The organism is Alteromonas sp. PRIM-21 (genome assembly GCF_027563165.1).
In the GTDB taxonomy this organism is placed as follows: Bacteria; Pseudomonadota; Gammaproteobacteria; order Enterobacterales; family Alteromonadaceae; genus Alteromonas; species Alteromonas macleodii_A.
This window is the reverse complement of record NZ_JADOEK010000013.1, coordinates 72,220-90,369: the sequence shown is the minus strand read 5'-3', so window position 1 is coordinate 90,369 and position 18,150 is coordinate 72,220. Positions and strand designations below refer to the sequence as shown.

The window sequence follows — 18,150 nt, the reverse complement described above, 5'->3', positions numbered from 1 at the left end:
ATTAATAAGTTAGCGTAACGAAGCGCGGACGATACAACGATAGATCTAGCAAGAAAACTAGACATAAGGATAAGGAAAGACTCTAGGGGTAACTCCCTATTTAAATTTGCAATCGCCCGCCCGGTAGCGCCTTGAAAAGCTTTTCTGATAATAATTTTGTTTAAATTAAGCATTTGTCCAAACATTAAATTTTTGTTTTATGCGGCTCATAACATGAATAACACTTGTATTTATTGACCTTTGACAATAAACTTTCAGTAATTTCTGAAACTTCTGGAAAATAAGAATGAAAATGACGCCTTTAATTACATCTGCAGTCATGCACTTTGGCGAAATGGGAAGTCGCTGGGGCTTCAATCGAACAGTTGGGCAAATACTCGCACTTATTGTGCTAAACGAAGAGCCCATTTCGGCACAAGAAGTTGCCGATGCGCTCAATATATCCAGAGGAAACACTAGCATGGGCTTAAAAGAGCTGCAGTCATGGCGCCTTGTTAAACAACACCATGTTCCTGGCGAGAGAAAAGAGTTCTTTATTCCCGCGGGTGATATCTGGACACTGGCGAACAGAGTATTTGAAGAGCGCCGAAAGCGTGAAATAGACCCAACCATGAGCCTACTTCGGGATTTACTTCTCGATGCACCTGCAAATGAAAAGGAGGCGAATGCTCAACATAAACTGAACGAAATTCATGATTTACTCGAATCAATTACGGCATGGTCTGAAGAGCTTCAGAATCTTGGGCCTGAAAAGTTAAACACGTTGATGAAGTTAGGTTCTGGCGTGGGCCGTATGCTTGAGCTTAAGGACAAGCTACTTCTGGGGAAAAACAGCGTTAACTAAGGGGGCTCTCTGTGGATGCATTCTTGCTGTCTCGTTTACAATTTGCGTTAAATATTAGTTTCCATATTTTGTTTCCAACCATCACCATGGCGATGGGCTGGTTTCTATTTTATTTTAAGCTGCGCTCTAACATTTCAGGTCACCCTGTGTGGATGCGCATGTATCGCTTTTGGGTACGTGTTTTCGCTCTAAGCTTCGCATTAGGTGTAGTAAGCGGCGTTACTATGTCATTTCAGTTTGGCACCAACTGGCCAGGGTTTATGGAAAAAGTTGGCAACGTAGCTGGCCCGCTTTTAGGCTATGAAGTCCTTACCGCATTTTTCTTAGAAGCCACGTTTTTGGGGATCATGCTATTTGGTATACGCCGTGTTCCTAACTGGCTGCACACGGCATCTACTCTTATTGTCGCTATTGGCACCACAACGTCTGCATTTTGGATACTAGCGCTTAATAGCTGGATGCAAACGCCACAAGGTTTTGAAGTAGTCGATGGTGTGGTTTATGCCACAAACTGGAAAGAAATCATTTTCAACCCATCTTTCCCTTATCGCTTTGCTCATATGATGTTGGCGTCTGGGTTAACGGCTAGTTTCCTTATTGCCGGACTTTCAGCATACCGCATGTTAAAAGGTGACGATAAGCTTGCCCCCAAACTAGCGCTTAAAACAGCTACCTACACGGCAGCCGTGCTAATTCCTTTGCAAATTTTTGCGGGCGACATGCACGGTTTAAATACCCTTGAACATCAACCTCAAAAAGTGGCGGCGATGGAAGGGTTATGGGAAACCACTGAAGGTGCACCTTTATTGCTTTTTGCTATTCCAGATGAAGAAAGCAAAGAGAACCACTTTGAAATTCCCGTTCCCTATGGTGCAAGTTTAATTCTTACCCATGAACTCAAAGGAGAGATAAAAGGGCTTAATGAGTTTGAGGGAGAGCACCCACCTGTAGCCCCTGTTTTCTTCGGCTTCAGAGTCATGGTAGGTATGGGTATGCTAATGCTGGCTGTTTCATGGCTGGGTAGTCTTTACCTTATTCGCAAGAAAGAATTTCCTGTGTGGCTGAAACGCACGTTTGCGGGCATGGCATTTAGCGGCTGGATAGCTACGCTCGCTGGCTGGTACGTTACAGAAATAGGTCGACAGCCTTATTTAGTAAGTGGCGTATTAAGAACTGCTGATGCGGTTACTCAACTACCACCTGCTAATATAGCGCTGTCATTCACGCTTTACCTTGTTATTTACACAGTGCTTTTAATCGCATACATGGGAACGCTTATGTTGATGTGCCGTAAAGCAGTGGAGATCGAGGAAATAACGACGGAAGAGCGCGAAGTAGCGAAGGCTAAGATGCAACCCTCTGAACCTGACCCAAGCACGGTATAAGGAGAGCAAACATGTTTGAAAATATATCAGCAGAAATGCTTGGAAACATCTACGTCGGCTTACTTGGTTTATCTGTATTACTGTACGCTATTTTAGACGGCTATGATTTAGGTGTTGGTGTATTAATACCGCCGAGAACAGAGGCTTTCCGCGATGATATGATAGCCTCTATTGGGCCTTACTGGGATGCCAATGAAACTTGGCTTGTGCTTGCCATAGGCTTACTGCTTATCGCTTTTCCTGAAGCCCATAGCGAGTTTCTGCAAACTCTGTACTTACCTGCAACTTTCATGTTGTTAGGGCTTATTTTGCGCGGCGTGGCGTTCGATTTTCGCGCTAAAGTTGTGCAAGTGAAAAAGCGTAAATGGGATTTGGTATTTAAATACGGTTCGCTTTTAACTACGCTTGCGCAAGGTTACATGTTGGGCATTTACGTAACGGGGCTTCGCACTGATATTTGGGCTCAAGGCTTTGCTCTACTTGCGGCATTTGGAGTAACTGCAGCCTATGCATTTATTGGCTCATGCTGGTTAATACTTAAAGGCGAAGGAGAGCTTCAAGCAAAAGCGTATTACTGGGCACGCCGAGGTTTGGTTGTATTGGCTGTGGGAATTACTGCAGTAAGTATCGCAAACTTATCCTTACACGATGATGTGCGAGACTTATGGCTGTCAGCACCTTGGGGCTATGTGCTTTTTGCTATACCTGTAGCATGTTTTGCGCTTTTAGCCTTATGTGGCGTGTTGCTTAAAAAGCTGCCTGACGCTAAAGGTAAAGGTGAATGGCTTCCGTTCTTTATAGCCTTGCTTGTATTTTTACTTTGCTTTAGCGCATTTGGCATTAGCTACTACCCGTTTATTATACCTGGGCAGATGACGGTGATGGATGCCCTCAGTGATGCTAACTCCCTGCGCTTCTTGCTAGTCGGTGTAGTTATTGTTGTGCCAATCATTCTGGCTTATACGGCCATGGTGTATAAGATTTTCTCCGGTAAATCAGAGAAGCTTTCTTACTATTAGTATTTATTATTGGGATCCCAGCAGATCCTAATTACTCAAAACAATAGTGAACATCATTGAAAGTCAGTGGTGTTCGCTTTCTATCCAGCGCTATACTTGGCGCTTATACGTTGTGAGTTTTTTCTGTTTCCAACTATTTCCTGAACTGTGGCGTTTTCGGCAACCACTAAAGCCTTCGCGGAAACTCGATTTAAAAACCTGCGATCAAAATATGATCCATTCCCTTGAACAATGTATACCAATGAATAGAGGATGCTCAGTTGTACTTAGTCTATCCTTATTATGTGAACGAGATATCTAAATTGTTTAATGACAATTATTTTGTTGACATCAAACTGTAATATTACTATATTTTATTTGGGGCAATTTTTACTAGAAGGAGCCAATACTATGGAAAATGTATTCCATTCGTTCTCACGGTTCTTCAAACGCGCGCACCCCTATACAGTCGCTCATTACATCGGCCGTAAAAATGCGCAGCGTATCTTAGGATGTAAAATTAAAAAGAAATCCAAGATATTTGCCGACCAGCACGTTGAAGACCAAAATCATTAATTTATATGGGGCCCGTCAAACCGGCCCCATTTTTTTTGCGTATTAGATGTGGTTTAAAGGGACTGAGGTTGTGTACTTAATCTGTTCCATGGCAAAGCTAGAGGTAACGTCTGAAAACTCTATACCGTTAACTAGTCGCTTATAAAAGTGGTCGAAGCAATCCATATCGGTGACGAGGACTTTTAGCAGATAATCGTACTCTCCAGACATACGATAACATTCAACAACTTCATCAAATGACGCAGCGTGCTTGGCGAAACTTGCTAGCCATTTTCCATCGTGCCTTCCTGCTTTCACCTGAACGAAAACCGTCATTGCAAGGCCTAGCTGCTTTGCTTGCAACAGCGCCACACGCCTAGAAATTATGCCCTTATCTTCTAGCTTTTGAATGCGTCGCCAGCAAGGCGTGACCGTTAGCCCGACTTGCTCGGCGATTTCTGCAACAGGCGTGTCAGCATTATTCTGAAGCATGGCCAAAATGGCTTTATCTATTGCGTCTATAACGCTCATTTTATCATTAGCCATAGTGGACCTGGTCCTTCATCCCCAACACTTTCAGTTGTACATTTGTTTTGTTGCTCATGCTTTATTTAAAGCCACCAAGGCTTAGAAAAATCCACGTTTTCAGTAGCAATTTCATACTGATAGGGAGGTTTGAATAAATCCCAAAATGCTTCGCGTAGGTCTTCATCCACTATGTTAAGTTTACCCACATCACGATAGCGAGAGAGCAATTTGTTGTAACCATCAATAGGCATTTGCGGGTTAGACTGACGAAAAACAACACGACCGCCAAACTCTTCGAACATGGCTTTTTCTGCTTGAAATTGCATTACCTGCTTGACCGCTATTTCTTCGATTGGTTTAGATGAAGTTTCGCTAGATACCTGACTCTTAAACTTGTCGATAAACTTATTTACTAGCGTTTGGTCAAGAGTAATACCTCTTTCCTTAGCGTAGTCCTCTAACACTAGTTCGAAAATTTTGTTAGACGCGTTTACACGTGTGACATATTCGAGCACTTCGGCGTAGTTATCTTTCGCCTGCTCCTTCATGTTTTGACGCTTTTCTTCACTGGGCATTACGTCTACTGCTCGAATTTCGGTATTGAGCACTGTTGCCAAAACACTCTCGCCAACGACTAGTCCATCTGCTTGGGCGGCGTAAGTAGAGTTTGAACAAAGAAGAAGTAAAGCAGCCAGTGTGGAACGAATAGTTAATGTGATGCGCATAAAGCACTCCCTGAAGGCGTATTCATCATAATAACGAGTAAAGCATTAAACGTCATGACTACGCAACACCGCAGAGCACTGATATTAGGATTATGCTGCGAGCATCGAATTTATTGGGGCGAATGATTGAGCGTCGTCACGCGTTTAGCGTGAGCGTGGCAAATACTGACAATAGAAAGAAAAACGGCGGTCAAATGACCGCCGTTTTTGAATTCTTAGATAGCTTGCACGTTAGCAGCTTGAAGACCTTTTTGACCTTCTTCAACTTCAAATTCTACTCGCTGACCTTCTGGAAGCGTTTTGTAACCGTCAGAGATGATCGCACGGAAATGAACGAAAACGTCCTTGCCGCCGTTATCTTGAGTTAGGAAACCGTAACCTTTATCAGCGTTGAACCACTTAACTGTGCCTGTAACTTTAGACATGTCGTATAGACCTCAAATATCGTATTAAATTGCGCATAAGCGCGTGTAACAAAGTTCTTTAGAGTCTTTAAATTGGCGGAGTATTGGGTCTTACTTACGAATGGACAAACAACTTACAACAAATTACCGGGTAACTCGAGTGGTTTTACATATAGCAAATAATACAAAATCGCGTCTATCTAAAGACTTTGGCTTAGAGCCGTATCCACTATAACACTCTTCGGGACGATTACTATACAAATTAATTAATTAACTACGGATTTCATAAATATTTCACCGCAGCGTAACAAAAATCACAGCCCTTTTCGCCACGCTAAATACCAACAAATTGCGCCAATTACACCTGTACTTGCAGGGAAATACCAGGATAAGTCATAAATTGGCAATATTGCTGACATCAGTACAAAGGTTGCACCTACTAGGCTCAAGTGAGTGGTCTGAGTTGTTTTCTTTTGCTCTTGAATCAATGCCAAATGTGCTCTTTGCTGTTGCAGTGGCAAACGCTTCATTTGCTGTAGGCTATCGTAAAGCAGGTCTGGCATTTCGGGGAGTTTTTCAGACCAGAAAGGTAAGTTGTCTTTTACTTTCCCCATCATAGCCGTAAAACCAATTTGTTCCTTCATCCAGTTTTCAAGAAATGGCTTGGCGGTTTTCCAAAGGTCGAGTTGGGGATACAGCTGACGACCTAAGCCTTCGATATACAGCAAGGTTTTTTGCAGTAGCACCAACTGCGGCTGTACGACCATATTGAAACGTCGTGCCGTGTTGAATAACTGTAGCAGCACATTACCAAAGGATATTTCTGCCAAAGGCTTTTGAAAAATAGGTTCGCATACTGTGCGAATGGCCATTTCGAACTCATCAATGTTGGTATCTTGCGGCACCCAACCTGAGTCGGCGTGAAGTTGCGCCACTTTGCGATAGTCGCGATTAAAAAAGGCGATAAAGTTTTCGGCCAAATAGCGCTTATCTTCGCGATTAAGCGTACCAACAATGCCAAAGTCGATTGCGATATATTTTGGGTTTTCAGGATGGTCCGTAGATACAAAAATGTTGCCTGGATGCATGTCCGCATGGAAAAAACTATCGCGGAATACTTGAGTAAAGAACACTTCAACCCCGCGTTCTGCTAACTTTTTCATGTTGGTATTTTGGGTCAACAAAGCGTCGATATTAGATATAGGTAAGCCGTAAATACGCTCCATAACCAATACATTACTGCGGCAGTAATCGCTGTAGATCTTAGGTACGTATAAGGCATCTGAGCCCTCAAAATTACGTCCTAGCTGGATACCGTTAGCTGACTCACGGAGCAGGTCAAGCTCATCGACAATGGTTTTGCGATATTCCACTACCACTTCTACAGGGCGTAAGCGCTTGCCGTCCGGTAACCAACGCTGTAGGACGTTCGCTAGGCTGAATAAAAGCTCCATATCCGCCACTATGGTATCGCGAATATCTGGCCTTAATACCTTTACTACAACGTCTTCGTTGTTGTGCTTTAACTTTGCTGCGTGAACTTGCGCAATAGAAGCCGACGCGAGCGGCGCGGTTTCAAATTCGCTAAACAACTCGTTCAGATCAGACAGCCCTAGTGCCTGTTTGATAATATCTTGTGCTGCGTCTGACGAGAAAGGTGGCACTTTGTCTTGTAAACGGGCAAGTTCGTTAGCAATGGCAGGGGGAAGCAAGTCTCGGCGGGTAGAGAGCATCTGGCCGAATTTAATAAAAACAGGCCCAAGGTTTTGCAATGCAAGAGTAATGCGCTCGCCAGGAGATTTCCCTTTATGCTTATTGCGCACCCAAAAAATGGCATGGCGCATAATTCGCGCGTACCAGGGTAACCACTTTGCTGGAATAAGTTCATCTAAACCGTGTTCCAACAATACCTTGTTAATTCGGTATAACCTAACAATACGCATTTATGAGCCTGTTTCTCTCAATCTTACTTAAGTTTTTCTTCTAAACGGCGCAGTCGCGCATCGGCACTTTCTGCCCTGTCGCGAAGCGCATTTACTTCATCACTAAAGTGCATTACCGCAAGCTTATGTGCAGCTAGCTGTTTTTCTTCTACTACGGCATTGCCGAAGACTTTCGCCATAGACGCTAGCGCCGTCATCGATTTTTCATGCACTGTTTTTACCGTTTTCACGGTTTGGTGTGCGATAACGTCATTGGTCTTTTGAGCAATCAACTCTTCAACGTCGATGTCGAGCTGCTGAAACAAAGCGCTGACTTGCTGGGCAACGTTCAGCTCCCCTTCTAAAAAGAGTGCTTTTTGTTGAATAAGGCGGGTCAGCTGGCTAGTTTCTTTTAACTCAGGCAAAGTCTGTAGCGACGTTTTAATACAGCAGTCTTTTGCTCCTAGCGATGCAACGGCATCTTCAAACGAGCCTTGCTCGCTGAGTACGTCGACACGGTCAGAAAAAGACAAGGTGATACCGTAAGGCAGCGGCGAAACAAACGCGGTTAGTCTGGCGCCGTTAAGGGCTTTTAACCTTTTTTCGCTGTCTTCATCTAAAGACAGCAGTTTGTTTAGAGCCGATTCAACCGTAGCGGTAACAAGCGCTGTAGTAGGCATTAAAACTTGTAGCCTCTATGCAGAGCCACAATACCGCCGGTAAGGTTCTGGTAATCACATTGTTCAAAGCCAGCCTGTTCAAACATACCCTTCAGGGTTTCTTGATCTGGGTGCATACGAATGCTTTCTGCCAAGTACTGGTAGCTTTCTGCATCATTTGCTACAAGCTGCCCCATTTTGGGCAAAATATGAAAAGAATACATATCGTAAAGTTTGCTTAGCTGCTCTGATGTTGGCTTAGAAAATTCCAAAACCAGTAAGCGACCACCGGGTTTTAACACGCGGAAAATAGAATTTAGCGCGTTTTGCTTTTCCGTCACGTTTCTAAGACCAAATGCCATAGTCACAACATCAAAATGGTTGTCAGGAAACGGCAGTGCTTCTGCGTCGGCTTGCACATAATCAATATTGCTAACCAAACCGCGGTCACGCAATTTATCACGCCCTACCTTAAGCATAGACAGGTTAATATCAGCTAAGGTTACGCGGCCTGTAGGGCCAACCAAACGAGAAAACTTAGCGGTTAAATCGCCAGTACCACCCGCAATATCCAGTACTTTATTACCGGCGCGCACACCGCTGCAATCAATGGTAAATCGCTTCCATAAACGATGTACTCCCATTGACATAAAGTCGTTCATTACGTCGTACTTCGCAGCAACGGAATCAAAAACATTAGCAACCAAAGAGGCTTTTTGCCCTTTATCTACCTGCTTAAAACCGAAGTGTGTCGTATGCTCGCTAGCATTGTCGATTGCAGAGTCTGCTTGCGTAGCAGGAGTTTGATTGTCGCTCATGACAGTCCTGTAATTTGAATATTTTTATTAATGCCGAAGTGTATAGGATTGTGTGCTGAAGCAAAAGCTTTATGCCCGACTGCCTTAGATTGGAAAGCTAGCCGTTGGCTTGCTCTTTGCGTGAACCTGCGAGGCACATGCCTGTTTACTAAATACATTAGGGGGCCCTATTTAACGCTAACCTGTATTAAGCAATAAGATTATTCGTGCCCCAACTGAAGGCAACGATCGCGCTGATTTCTTGCAGCGAACGGCCACTTTCTTTATGCCATTGGGCAAACGCTGCATTTGCTGCAGACAGCGACTTTTTCGATGTTAACCCGCCATCAATAACTTCGTTTTTTCGCAAGTAATCTTCAACGTCACGAGAAAACAAAAAAGTATCAATACCCAATGCTCGAAGCATGTAGGGGCCTGTATTGCCACCTAATCGCGCGCCGCGTTTTTTCAAAAACGCCCATAGTTCGGTGATATTGTCTTTATCGAAGCTGGCGACAAACTTGCCAAAGCTGCCGTGCTCCATAGCCACGTCTTTAATCATCATGGCGTTGTCTCGCACAGTCATCACTTTTTTATAGTTGCGAACAATGCGCTTATCCGACGCTTTTTGTTCTAGCATCTCATCTGGCATCAGCAACACTTTATCCACGTTGAAACCAAAAAATACGGTTTCAAAATCTGGCCATTTTTGCTCGATGACTCGCCATACAAAGCCAGATTTAAAAACTTGCTTAGTCATGGCCGCTAAAAAACGATCATCACTAATGGTTTCAATTTGTGCTTTAGAAAGCGGTGCGTGAAGCATAGCCTCAAGCACCCTTTCACCGCCTTTGCGTTCACACGCTCGGCGGTAGATAGTTTGATAAGACTCAGGCATAGCCGCTTAGCCTTTGATGCCGCTGTGTCGAAGTAAAGCATCTACTTTCGGCTCGCGTCCTCTAAAGGCAACAAACAAATCCATAGGAGGCTTACTGCCACCCATTTCTAGAATGTTTTCTAAAAAGGCTTTGCCTGTGTCGCGGTTGAAGATGCCATCTTCTTCAAACTTACTGTAGGCATCGGCAGAAAGAACCTCAGCCCACTTATAGCTGTAATAGCCCGCTGCATATCCGCCTGCAAAAATGTGTCCGAAACCATTTTGGAAGCGATTGAACGATGGCGGAATAACTACGGCAACTTCTTCGCGCACTTTGTCCAGTGTGCCCTGCACGTCCACTTCACTACCCTTTTCACTGTGCAGTAAGAAATCAAATAGACTAAATTCAAGTTGACGAACCATCTGCATAGCAGACTGATAATCACGAGCAGCAAGCATGCGGTCGAGCAAATCAGCTGGAAGCGGCTCTCCAGTCTCATAATGACCAGAGATAAAGTTTAGGGCGTCTTCTTCCCAACACCAGTTCTCTAAGAACTGACTTGGTAGTTCAACAGCATCCCATGGCACACCGTTAATGCCAGATACGCCAGCCACGCTCATTTTTGTGAGCATGTGATGGATCCCATGACCAAACTCATGGAAAAGGGTGACTACTTCATCGTGCGTAAACAGCGCAGGCTTATCACCGACAGGGGCATTGAAGTTACAGGTCAGGTACGCCACTGGTAGCTGTAACTCACCGTCTATCATTTCTCGGCGTACTCGGCATTCATCCATCCATGCCCCGCCACGTTTTTTAGCACGTGCGTACAAATCTAGGTAAAAGCTACCACGCAATGCGTCGGCATCGTCGGTTATAGTGAAATAACGCACATCTTTATGCCAGGTATCGATGCCAGGTTGCTCAATAATTTTCAAACCATATAAGCGATGCACTACTTCAAAAAGACCTGATAGCACTTTGTCTTCAGGGAAATAAGGGCGCAGCATTTCATCAGAAATGGTGTATTTTTCTTGCTTCAACTTTTCGCTGTAATACGGTAAATCCCATGCTGCTAGCTCAGTAACACCATGTTTGTCCTTTGCGTACGTTCTTACTTCTTCAAGCTCTTTTTCCGCCTGAGGTTTAGACTTAGCCGCCAAGTCGCGTAAGAAACCTATTACCTGATCGGTAGAGTCTGCCATCTTGGTAGCCAGTGAACGCTCTGCATAGCTAGCAAACCCTAACAATTCAGCGAGCTCTGTGCGCAGCGTTAAGGTCTCTTTAATAATGTCGGTGTTATCCCACTTACCTGCATTTGGTCCTTGATCAGACGCTTTGGTTGAATAAGCACGATACATTTCTTCGCGAAGCTCACGATTATCGGCGTAAAGCATTACAGGCAAATAAGACGGAATATCTAAAGTAAATAACCATCCCTGCAAGTCTTTTTGGTGCGCAGCTTGCGCTGCCGCTTCTAAAGCTGACTCTGGCATACCTGCAAGCTCAGATTCATCAGTAATGTGTTTGGTCCAGCCCATGGTGGCGTCCATCACATTGTTTGAAAACGTCGACGATAATTCACTAAGCTTTGCCTGAATTTCTGCAAAACGTTTCTTTTGTTGTGCAGGTAAGGCAACACCTGAAAGCGTAAAGTCGCGTACCGCGTTCTCAATGACTTTCTGTTGCTCTTCGCTTAAGGTTCCAAACTCGTCAGACGCTTTTAGTGAAGCATAAGCATTATAAAGGCCTTCGTGCTGACCTACCCAAGTACCATATTCAGATAAAAGCGGCAAACACGCATCATGCGCCTCTCGCAATTCATCGCTGCTTACTACGCTGTTCATATGAGACACAGGTGAGAACATTTTGCTTAAGCGGTCGTCTACCTCTTCAAGGCGTAATACTAAATTCTTGTAAGAGTAATCATTCGACGCTACCACTTCCTCTATTTCACTTTTACAAGCTTCAATGGCTTTTTCGATAGCTGGCTTAATAGAGGCAGGCTCAATAGCAGAAAAAATTGGTAGGCCGTCTACCATCTCGATTGCAGGGGTTGTCATAATCTTTTTCACTCTTAACACGTTGATAGAATAATGATGGGGTTTCGTTGACTAAAAGCAAGCTATTGTTTAAGCCGCAGTTGACCTATCTTGAAGTTACTTCTAGTTTGAAAGTAAGGATCACGAAGATTTGATGAGGTTAGTGTGCTTAAAACGTACACTTGGTGAATAGAAGTACAGAAGTTAGTAACTTTTCGCCTCGCAAACACCCTGTCACAAATGTCACATTTCATCCTTTTGTCTACTTTGTCTCCATGTAGTACAACAGCTATAATTCTGGTTAATAAATCTACAAGGCTTAGATATGAAAACCTTAACCTCTGGCGAAATAGCGTCGTATTGCGATGTGAACCTTCGTACTGTAATTCGATGGATTGAAAGCGGGAAGCTTAAAGGCTTTAAGCTTCCAGGGCGTGGTAACAACCGTATTCTAGTTGAGGACTTTATCGAGTTCCTTGAACGCCATGATATGCCTATTCCTGACGCACTCAAAGGCATTGCTTCGCCATCTGTTCTAATTGTTGATGACGAGATGCCGGTAGCGAAATCAATACAGCGTGTGGCTAGACGTGCAGGGTTCGATTCATACATTGCGACTGGCGGGTTCCAAGCCGGGATCATGTTAAGTCAGTATGAACCTAAAGTGATGACCCTCGACCTGAGTATGCCGGGCATGGATGGCTACAGTGTTATTGAATTTACTCGAGAGCAAAACAAACACAAAGATTTAAAAATTATTGTTATCTCTGCCCTAGACGATATCAGTCTTGAACGTGCGCTAGAAATCGGCGCTGATGCCACGCTTCAAAAGCCTTTCTCAAACCATGATTTAACGAATGTTTTAGAACAATTCATGTCGATGTAATTTTGATGAGGGAGGGTGCACTATGTCGCGGTTAGCAATGTTCATTTTAACAGCTCTATGTCTTACTACTGTTACGCTCTCATCTAACGCAAAAACGCTAACTTTCGCCGTCGTTCCACAGCAGTCAGCCAAAACTTTGGCTGAACGGTGGCAGCCGCTTATTGATTATGTGAGTAATTATACTGGGCTTGCCATCGAGTTTAAGACAGCTAAAGATATACCCACTTTCGAAGCAAACTTGACTGCTGGGCTTTACGACATTGCCTACATGAACCCCTATCACTTTGTAGTTTTTAACGAATCTGCAGGCTATCGTTCTCTCGCGAGACAACGTGACAAGAAAATTCGCGGATTAATAGTGGTTCATCAGGACAGTACTATTCAATCAATTGAAGATCTAAATGGTGCCGAAATAGCATTCCCAGCGCCCGCGGCATTTGCGGCCACTATTATTACCAGCGCCCACCTGCGAAACAACAATATTGCATTCATTCCCCGTTATGTAAATTCGCACGATTCAGTGTACTTGTCGGTTCAGCGCGATTTCTTTAAAGCAGGTGGTGGCATTCTTCGAACGCTAAATATTTCACCTGAGGCAGTGAAAAGTGATTTACGAGTGCTTTGGGAAAGCAAAGGTTACACGCCACACGCTATAGCTACCCACCCCAAAATGGCGTCAGCAGATAGACAAGCTATTCTTAATGCATTGATTGCATTATCTAATGACAGTAGTAAGTCATCAATTCTTCGCAAAATTGGGTTGAGTGAATTTGTTGAATCTAACGACAGTGATTGGAATGACGTTAGAGAGCTGGGTATTGCATCGCTTTCTAGACCACATCTATGAGAAACGAGCAGATGAAGCTGTCGTTACGATTTAAAACAATAACTGGCATTGCTAGCATCGCAGCGCTCTTGCTGCTGGTGCTAATTGTAACCGTGTTCCAATTATTAAATGATCTTGTTGATAGCAACATTAAAAAGTCTGCTGATACCACTGTTGCGCTTTTCGTTTCTACAACAAAAAATGCATTTTTAAGCTACGATTTAGCTTCACTCGACGCAGATGTATCTGAAATTCTCACTAACCCGAATATTTCCTACGTGAAGGTAAAAGATAAACTTGGCAATGTGTTTGTAGAGAAAGGCAGCGAGGTCGCGCTTAGCCGCCCTTTTGAAGCAGACTTGTCGGTATCGGCAGCTAACGATGGGGTATACGATACCCGCGCCCCAATTATGGTCAACGACACTGTTTACGGCTATGTAGAAATTGGATTAAACATCGCTTCTGTAACTGAATCGGTCTCAAGAGTAAGAAACTGGACCCTCACGCTCGCTTTGATGGAGTTCGTTCTAGTTGGCTTGTGTTCATATTTACTTGGTTCGTTTTTAATGTCTCAGCTTCAGCAGCTTTTGCAGGGTGCTAAACACCTTGGCGAGGCAGTTAAGTACAATAATTACAGAGAAGTGTTTGTTCCAGTTAGAGGCAAAGATGAGTTAAGCGAGCTCGCTGAAGCTTTTAATCAACTTGTAGAGCGGTTAAAAGAAGAACACGAACAACGTCAGCGTGCGCAGGATGAGCTTAAAGAATTAAACACGCTTCTTGAAGAAAAAGTGCAAGACAGAACGTCTCTACTCAATCAAAGAAATTACCAACTAGAAGAAACAAACAAAGACTTAAAAGAAGCCCAAGTTCAACTTCTTCAGGCAGAAAAGATGGCATCAGTAGGCCAGCTTGCCGCTGGCGTTGCCCACGAAATTAATAATCCCGTCGGTTTTGTAAGCAGTAATATTTCAACACTTAGTGAATACGTTGCTACTTATCAAATGATCTTCTCTCAAATTCAAGTTGTTATAGACGAGAAAGATGAAAACAAACGGGCAGCATCACTGATTGAACTAGAGAAATTGCTAGATAAACAAGATATGGCCTTTATAAACGAAGACATTTCAGATTTACTGAGCGACTCTCGCGAAGGCTTGCTGCGCGTGGCAGAAATAGTTAAAGGCCTAAAGTTGTTTTCACGGGTTGATAGCGACCAAATGCAAAAACACAATATTAATGATTGTGTGCGCACCACCTTGGCTATGGTTAACAATCAACTGAAATATATCTGTACGGTAGAAACCCATTTAGGAAGGGTTCCGGATGTAGACATGAACGTTGGTAAAATTTCTCAAGTTATTACCAACTTGCTCATTAACGCCGGACAAGCTGTAGAGGCAACTAGCCAAAACGGAAAAATTATTATCACAACTTGCACTGTTGGCGAGTTTGTAGAATTGCGGGTAGAGGATTCAGGCTGCGGAATTCCGCCTAGTCACCTTGATAAACTATTTAACCCTTTCTTCACGACTAAGCCAGAAGGGCAAGGGACTGGGTTAGGTCTTTCAATTTCATTTGGTATCGCGCAAGAACACGGTGGGTCATTATCTGCCACCAGCACGGAAGGAGACGGCAGTACCTTTACTCTGGCTCTTCCTATTAAGCCCGTATCCAAAGACTCACAAAGAAACGGTGACGCTGATAATGCATAAAGTAATAATGTCAAAACATGCCATTGCGTGTGATAGTTGTTACGTCGCGTATAAGGATAATTTTTTATGACAGAGCCTACTGAACAAGCTACAACCTATACCGTGCTGTTTGTGGACGACGAGCCTAATATTCTTCGTGCAATTAAACGTGCGCTCTTCACCATGGATATAACGCTGCTGCTTGCAGATAGCGGAGCCAAGGCACTCGAGTTGATGAGTAACAACGAAGTACACGTGGTAATTTCAGATATGAAGATGCCACAAATGTCTGGCGCGGAGCTTCTTGAACAGGTGGCTATTAATTATCCCGACACATTTAGAGTAGTACTTACCGGCTATGCTGATATCGAATCCACGATCAAAGCCGTTAACCAGGGTAAGATTCATCGCTACCTTCAAAAGCCATGGGACAACCAAGAGCTAATAGCAGTGGTTGAGGAAGGGTTAGAGCGAGTTAAATTAAAAGCTGAAAATACGCGTCTTCAAAAACTTACACGCCTTCAGAATAGAAAGCTTAGAGATGTAAATGCATCGCTAGAGCAAGTGGTTCAAAAGCGTACTCGCCAAATTAAAGCTGCGCTGAACAAAATTGAAAAGCACAATATTGCCATGGAGCAGGTGCTGTTCAACGTGATTAGCATTAACCCGAATATTAACGGGAAATTTGCCATAGAGGTAAGTGAGTTGTCTTCTAAGCTTGCACGCATTGCACGTTTAGAGAAAGACGAAATCAAACAAGTTCGCTACGCAGGTCTTATATGTGAGCTTGGGCTATTAGGTCTTGAAACCGAAGACTTTAACGCGCCATTTTCAAAGCTTAAATACCAACAGCAGCAAAATTACTTATCGCAGACCAAGCAGGCTGCATTGATACTTGCCCCGGCACATGAGCTTCATCAAGTTTCAGATATCATCGAGTTTCAATTCGAGCACTACAATGGCTCTGGTTTGTACAATAAGGTGGCGAAAGAAATTCCCGCAGGCGCGCGTATTTTAGCAATAGCCCGAGACTACTGGCGCTTAGTTACAGGCAGAATGAGTGGTGTTGAAATGAGCCCTCGCGATGCCAAACTTGAAATGAAAAAGCACAGAAACACGCGCTACGACGGTGAATTTTTAGACCTCTTGCTAGAAGCAGAAGATGTGACTACATCTAAGCTACTTTCTACATCATTGAAGGCCTCACAGCTTAAAGCGGGCATGGTGCTTGCTCAAAATTTATATAACGATAGCCATATTCTAATCCTTCCTGAAGGTCACGTATTTAGTGACGCTACCATTCAAAAACTCGTGCAATTTGAAGAAGAGCGTGGAAAAGCGTTTAGCATTCAAATAGAACCAGAAGAGCTTTCTGCTACTATAAGTGAGTAAGTTCTGAAGGCATTGAGCTTAAATGGGGCTGGCGCAGCATAAATTATGGCCGGTTGCGCCACGCCCTTTTATTTAGACTGCATTGTCCCCATTGACTAACTAATTGAAACACTATTGAGCAAACCTCGGTCTTTTGATTAATCTTACAAACAGAACCGTTTAAAAATGATTTGCTGTGCGAACGTGTTTAAGCATTTATGCTTGTGTGCACGATCGTAAACCCAATAAAGAAGGCTTTTTGAATGACACATTTTGATTATATTTGTATTGGTGGTGGCAGTGGCGGTATTGCATCTGCGAACCGTGCGGCAAAGCACGGAAAGAAAGCCGCTATTATTGAAGCAAAAGACGTTGGCGGTACCTGTGTAAACGTTGGATGCGTGCCGAAAAAAGCCATGTGGTACGGCGCTCAGGTGGCTGAGGCCATACATCGCTACGCCCCAGAGTATGGATTCGATTTGTCAGTAAACCACTTTAGTTGGGACAGCCTTATTGCCAGCCGCCAAGCCTATATTGAGCGTATTCATGCCTCTTACGACCGCGTACTTACTGCAAACGATGTAACACTTATTCGCGGTTTCGCAAAGTTTATTGATAACAACACAGTAGAAGTAAACGGCGAAAAGTATACGGCTGACCATATTACGATTGCCGTTGGCGGTCATCCAGTAATTCCGGATATCGAAGGCGCCGAGTACGGCATTGATTCTGATGGTTTCTTTGCATTAAAAGAGCAACCTAAGCGCGCTGTTGTGGTTGGTGCTGGATACATTGGCGTTGAGTTAGCGGGTGTACTTCATGCCCTTGGCACAGAATCGCACCTAGTGGTTCGCAAACACGCTCCGCTTAGAAATTTTGATCCCATCATTCATGAGACCTTGGTGGATATGATCCACGCTGAAGGCTGCAAACTGCATGACCATGCCAGCGTAGAGAAAGTAGAAAAGGCTGACGATGGCGAACTATCAGTACATTTAACCAATGGTGAAGTGCTAAAAGCTGACTGCTTAATTTGGGCAATTGGCCGTAAGCCTTCAACCGACAAAATTGATATCGAAAATACCGATGTTGAGTTGAGTGATGACGGTACAGTTAAAGTAGATAAGTACCAAAACACTACAGCCAAAAATGTGTACGCGGTAGGTGATATTACCGGCGAGGCTGAACTTACTCCAGTAGCAGTAAAAGCGGGCCGCTTGCTAAGCGAACGCTTATTCAACGGCCAAAAAGACGCTCACATGGATTATTCAATGATTCCAACCGTAGTCTTTAGCCACCCACCTATTGGTACAATCGGTCTAACTGAACCAGAAGCTATTGAAGAATACGGCGAAGACAATATTAAAGTGTACACCTCTAGCTTTGCGTCTATGTACACCGCGGTAACTCGCCATCGTCAAATGACCAAGATGAAGCTAGTGTGTGCAGGTAAAGACGAAAAAGTAGTAGGTCTACACGGTATTGGTCACGGTATGGATGAAATTCTGCAGGGTTTCGCTGTTGCCATAAAAATGGGCGCGACCAAAGCTGACTTTGATGCGTGTGTAGCCATTCACCCTACCAGCGCGGAAGAGTTTGTTACTATGACCTAAGTGTATGCTCTTCACTGTTTGACTTA

The 18,150-nt window shown here is 43.9% G+C and carries 17 protein-coding genes; 9 read left to right on the top strand and 8 right to left on the bottom strand.

Features of this window, described 5'->3' with window-relative positions; all coding sequences use genetic code 11:
* The first annotated feature begins 286 nt into the window (after nt 1-286).
* The 4 genes from IW644_RS16860 to IW644_RS16845 all read left to right on the top strand — a co-directional run bounded on the left by IW644_RS16860 (nt 287) and on the right by IW644_RS16845 (nt 3,803).
* Entirely contained in the window at nt 287-844 is a 558-nt protein-coding gene (locus IW644_RS16860) for a GbsR/MarR family transcriptional regulator (RefSeq protein ID WP_179984736.1), read from the top strand.
* A gap of 11 nt (nt 845-855) precedes the next feature.
* Nucleotides 856-2,229: a cytochrome ubiquinol oxidase subunit I gene (locus IW644_RS16855; protein ID WP_269918565.1), complete on the top strand. Its 1,374-nt coding sequence runs from the start codon at nt 856-858 to the stop codon at nt 2,227-2,229.
* 11 nt (nt 2,230-2,240) lie between these two features.
* Nucleotides 2,241-3,248, top strand: a complete 1,008-nt coding sequence (locus IW644_RS16850; protein ID WP_269918564.1) for a cytochrome d ubiquinol oxidase subunit II — start codon at nt 2,241-2,243, stop codon at nt 3,246-3,248.
* A 390-nt stretch (nt 3,249-3,638) separates the two neighbouring features.
* Nucleotides 3,639-3,803, top strand: coding sequence for a hypothetical protein (locus IW644_RS16845; protein WP_014950935.1), 165 nt, complete (start codon nt 3,639-3,641; stop codon nt 3,801-3,803).
* A gap of 42 nt (nt 3,804-3,845) precedes the next feature.
* Here IW644_RS16845 and IW644_RS16840 read toward each other — a convergent pair whose 3' ends face one another.
* The 8 genes from IW644_RS16840 to prlC all read right to left on the bottom strand — a co-directional run bounded on the left by IW644_RS16840 (nt 3,846) and on the right by prlC (nt 11,758).
* Nucleotides 3,846-4,328, bottom strand: coding sequence for an Lrp/AsnC family transcriptional regulator (locus IW644_RS16840; protein WP_179984739.1), 483 nt, complete (start codon nt 4,326-4,328; stop codon nt 3,846-3,848).
* A 65-nt stretch (nt 4,329-4,393) separates the two neighbouring features.
* Nucleotides 4,394-5,035 (bottom strand): hypothetical protein, encoded by a 642-nt coding sequence (locus IW644_RS16835; RefSeq protein ID WP_269918563.1) that lies wholly within the window; start codon nt 5,033-5,035, stop codon nt 4,394-4,396.
* Nucleotides 5,036-5,250: 215 nt separating this feature from the next.
* Nucleotides 5,251-5,460, bottom strand: coding sequence for a transcription antiterminator/RNA stability regulator CspE (gene cspE / locus IW644_RS16830; RefSeq protein ID WP_012519905.1), 210 nt, complete (start codon nt 5,458-5,460; stop codon nt 5,251-5,253).
* A gap of 293 nt (nt 5,461-5,753) precedes the next feature.
* Nucleotides 5,754-7,382 (bottom strand): ubiquinone biosynthesis regulatory protein kinase UbiB, encoded by a 1,629-nt coding sequence (ubiB, locus tag IW644_RS16825; protein ID WP_269918562.1) that lies wholly within the window; start codon nt 7,380-7,382, stop codon nt 5,754-5,756.
* Between the two features lie 23 nt (nt 7,383-7,405).
* On the bottom strand, nt 7,406-8,041 hold the full coding sequence (locus IW644_RS16820; protein ID WP_269918561.1) for a ubiquinone biosynthesis accessory factor UbiJ: 636 nt from the start codon (nt 8,039-8,041) through the stop codon (nt 7,406-7,408).
* A complete protein-coding gene (gene ubiE / locus IW644_RS16815) occupies nt 8,041-8,838 on the bottom strand; it encodes a bifunctional demethylmenaquinone methyltransferase/2-methoxy-6-polyprenyl-1,4-benzoquinol methylase UbiE (RefSeq protein WP_269918560.1) in 798 nt (265 codons plus the stop codon). The genes IW644_RS16820 and ubiE overlap by 1 nt, the downstream gene beginning before the upstream one ends.
* Nucleotides 8,839-9,025: 187 nt before the next feature.
* Nucleotides 9,026-9,715 carry a DNA-3-methyladenine glycosylase I gene (locus IW644_RS16810; RefSeq protein WP_269918559.1) on the bottom strand — a complete coding sequence of 230 codons (690 nt, stop codon included), beginning with the start codon at nt 9,713-9,715 and terminating at the stop codon, nt 9,026-9,028.
* Between the two features lie 6 nt (nt 9,716-9,721).
* Nucleotides 9,722-11,758, bottom strand: a complete 2,037-nt coding sequence (gene prlC, locus IW644_RS16805; protein WP_269918558.1) for an oligopeptidase A — start codon at nt 11,756-11,758, stop codon at nt 9,722-9,724.
* 304 nt (nt 11,759-12,062) lie between these two features.
* Between prlC and IW644_RS16800 the strand changes: the two genes are divergently transcribed.
* From IW644_RS16800 to gorA, 5 genes are all read left to right on the top strand, one after another.
* Nucleotides 12,063-12,623: a response regulator gene (locus IW644_RS16800; RefSeq protein ID WP_179984746.1), complete on the top strand. Its 561-nt coding sequence runs from the start codon at nt 12,063-12,065 to the stop codon at nt 12,621-12,623.
* Between the two features lie 22 nt (nt 12,624-12,645).
* Nucleotides 12,646-13,470, top strand: coding sequence for a phosphate/phosphite/phosphonate ABC transporter substrate-binding protein (locus tag IW644_RS16795; protein WP_269918557.1), 825 nt, complete (start codon nt 12,646-12,648; stop codon nt 13,468-13,470).
* Nucleotides 13,471-13,481: 11 nt separating this feature from the next.
* On the top strand, nt 13,482-15,161 hold the full coding sequence (locus IW644_RS16790; RefSeq protein WP_269918580.1) for a sensor histidine kinase: 1,680 nt from the start codon (nt 13,482-13,484) through the stop codon (nt 15,159-15,161).
* Between the two features lie 66 nt (nt 15,162-15,227).
* Nucleotides 15,228-16,532 (top strand): response regulator, encoded by a 1,305-nt coding sequence (locus IW644_RS16785; RefSeq protein ID WP_179984748.1) that lies wholly within the window; start codon nt 15,228-15,230, stop codon nt 16,530-16,532.
* Nucleotides 16,533-16,774: 242 nt separating this feature from the next.
* A complete protein-coding gene (gene gorA / locus IW644_RS16780) occupies nt 16,775-18,124 on the top strand; it encodes a glutathione-disulfide reductase (protein WP_269918556.1) in 1,350 nt (449 codons plus the stop codon).
* Nucleotides 18,125-18,150 lie beyond the last annotated feature (26 nt).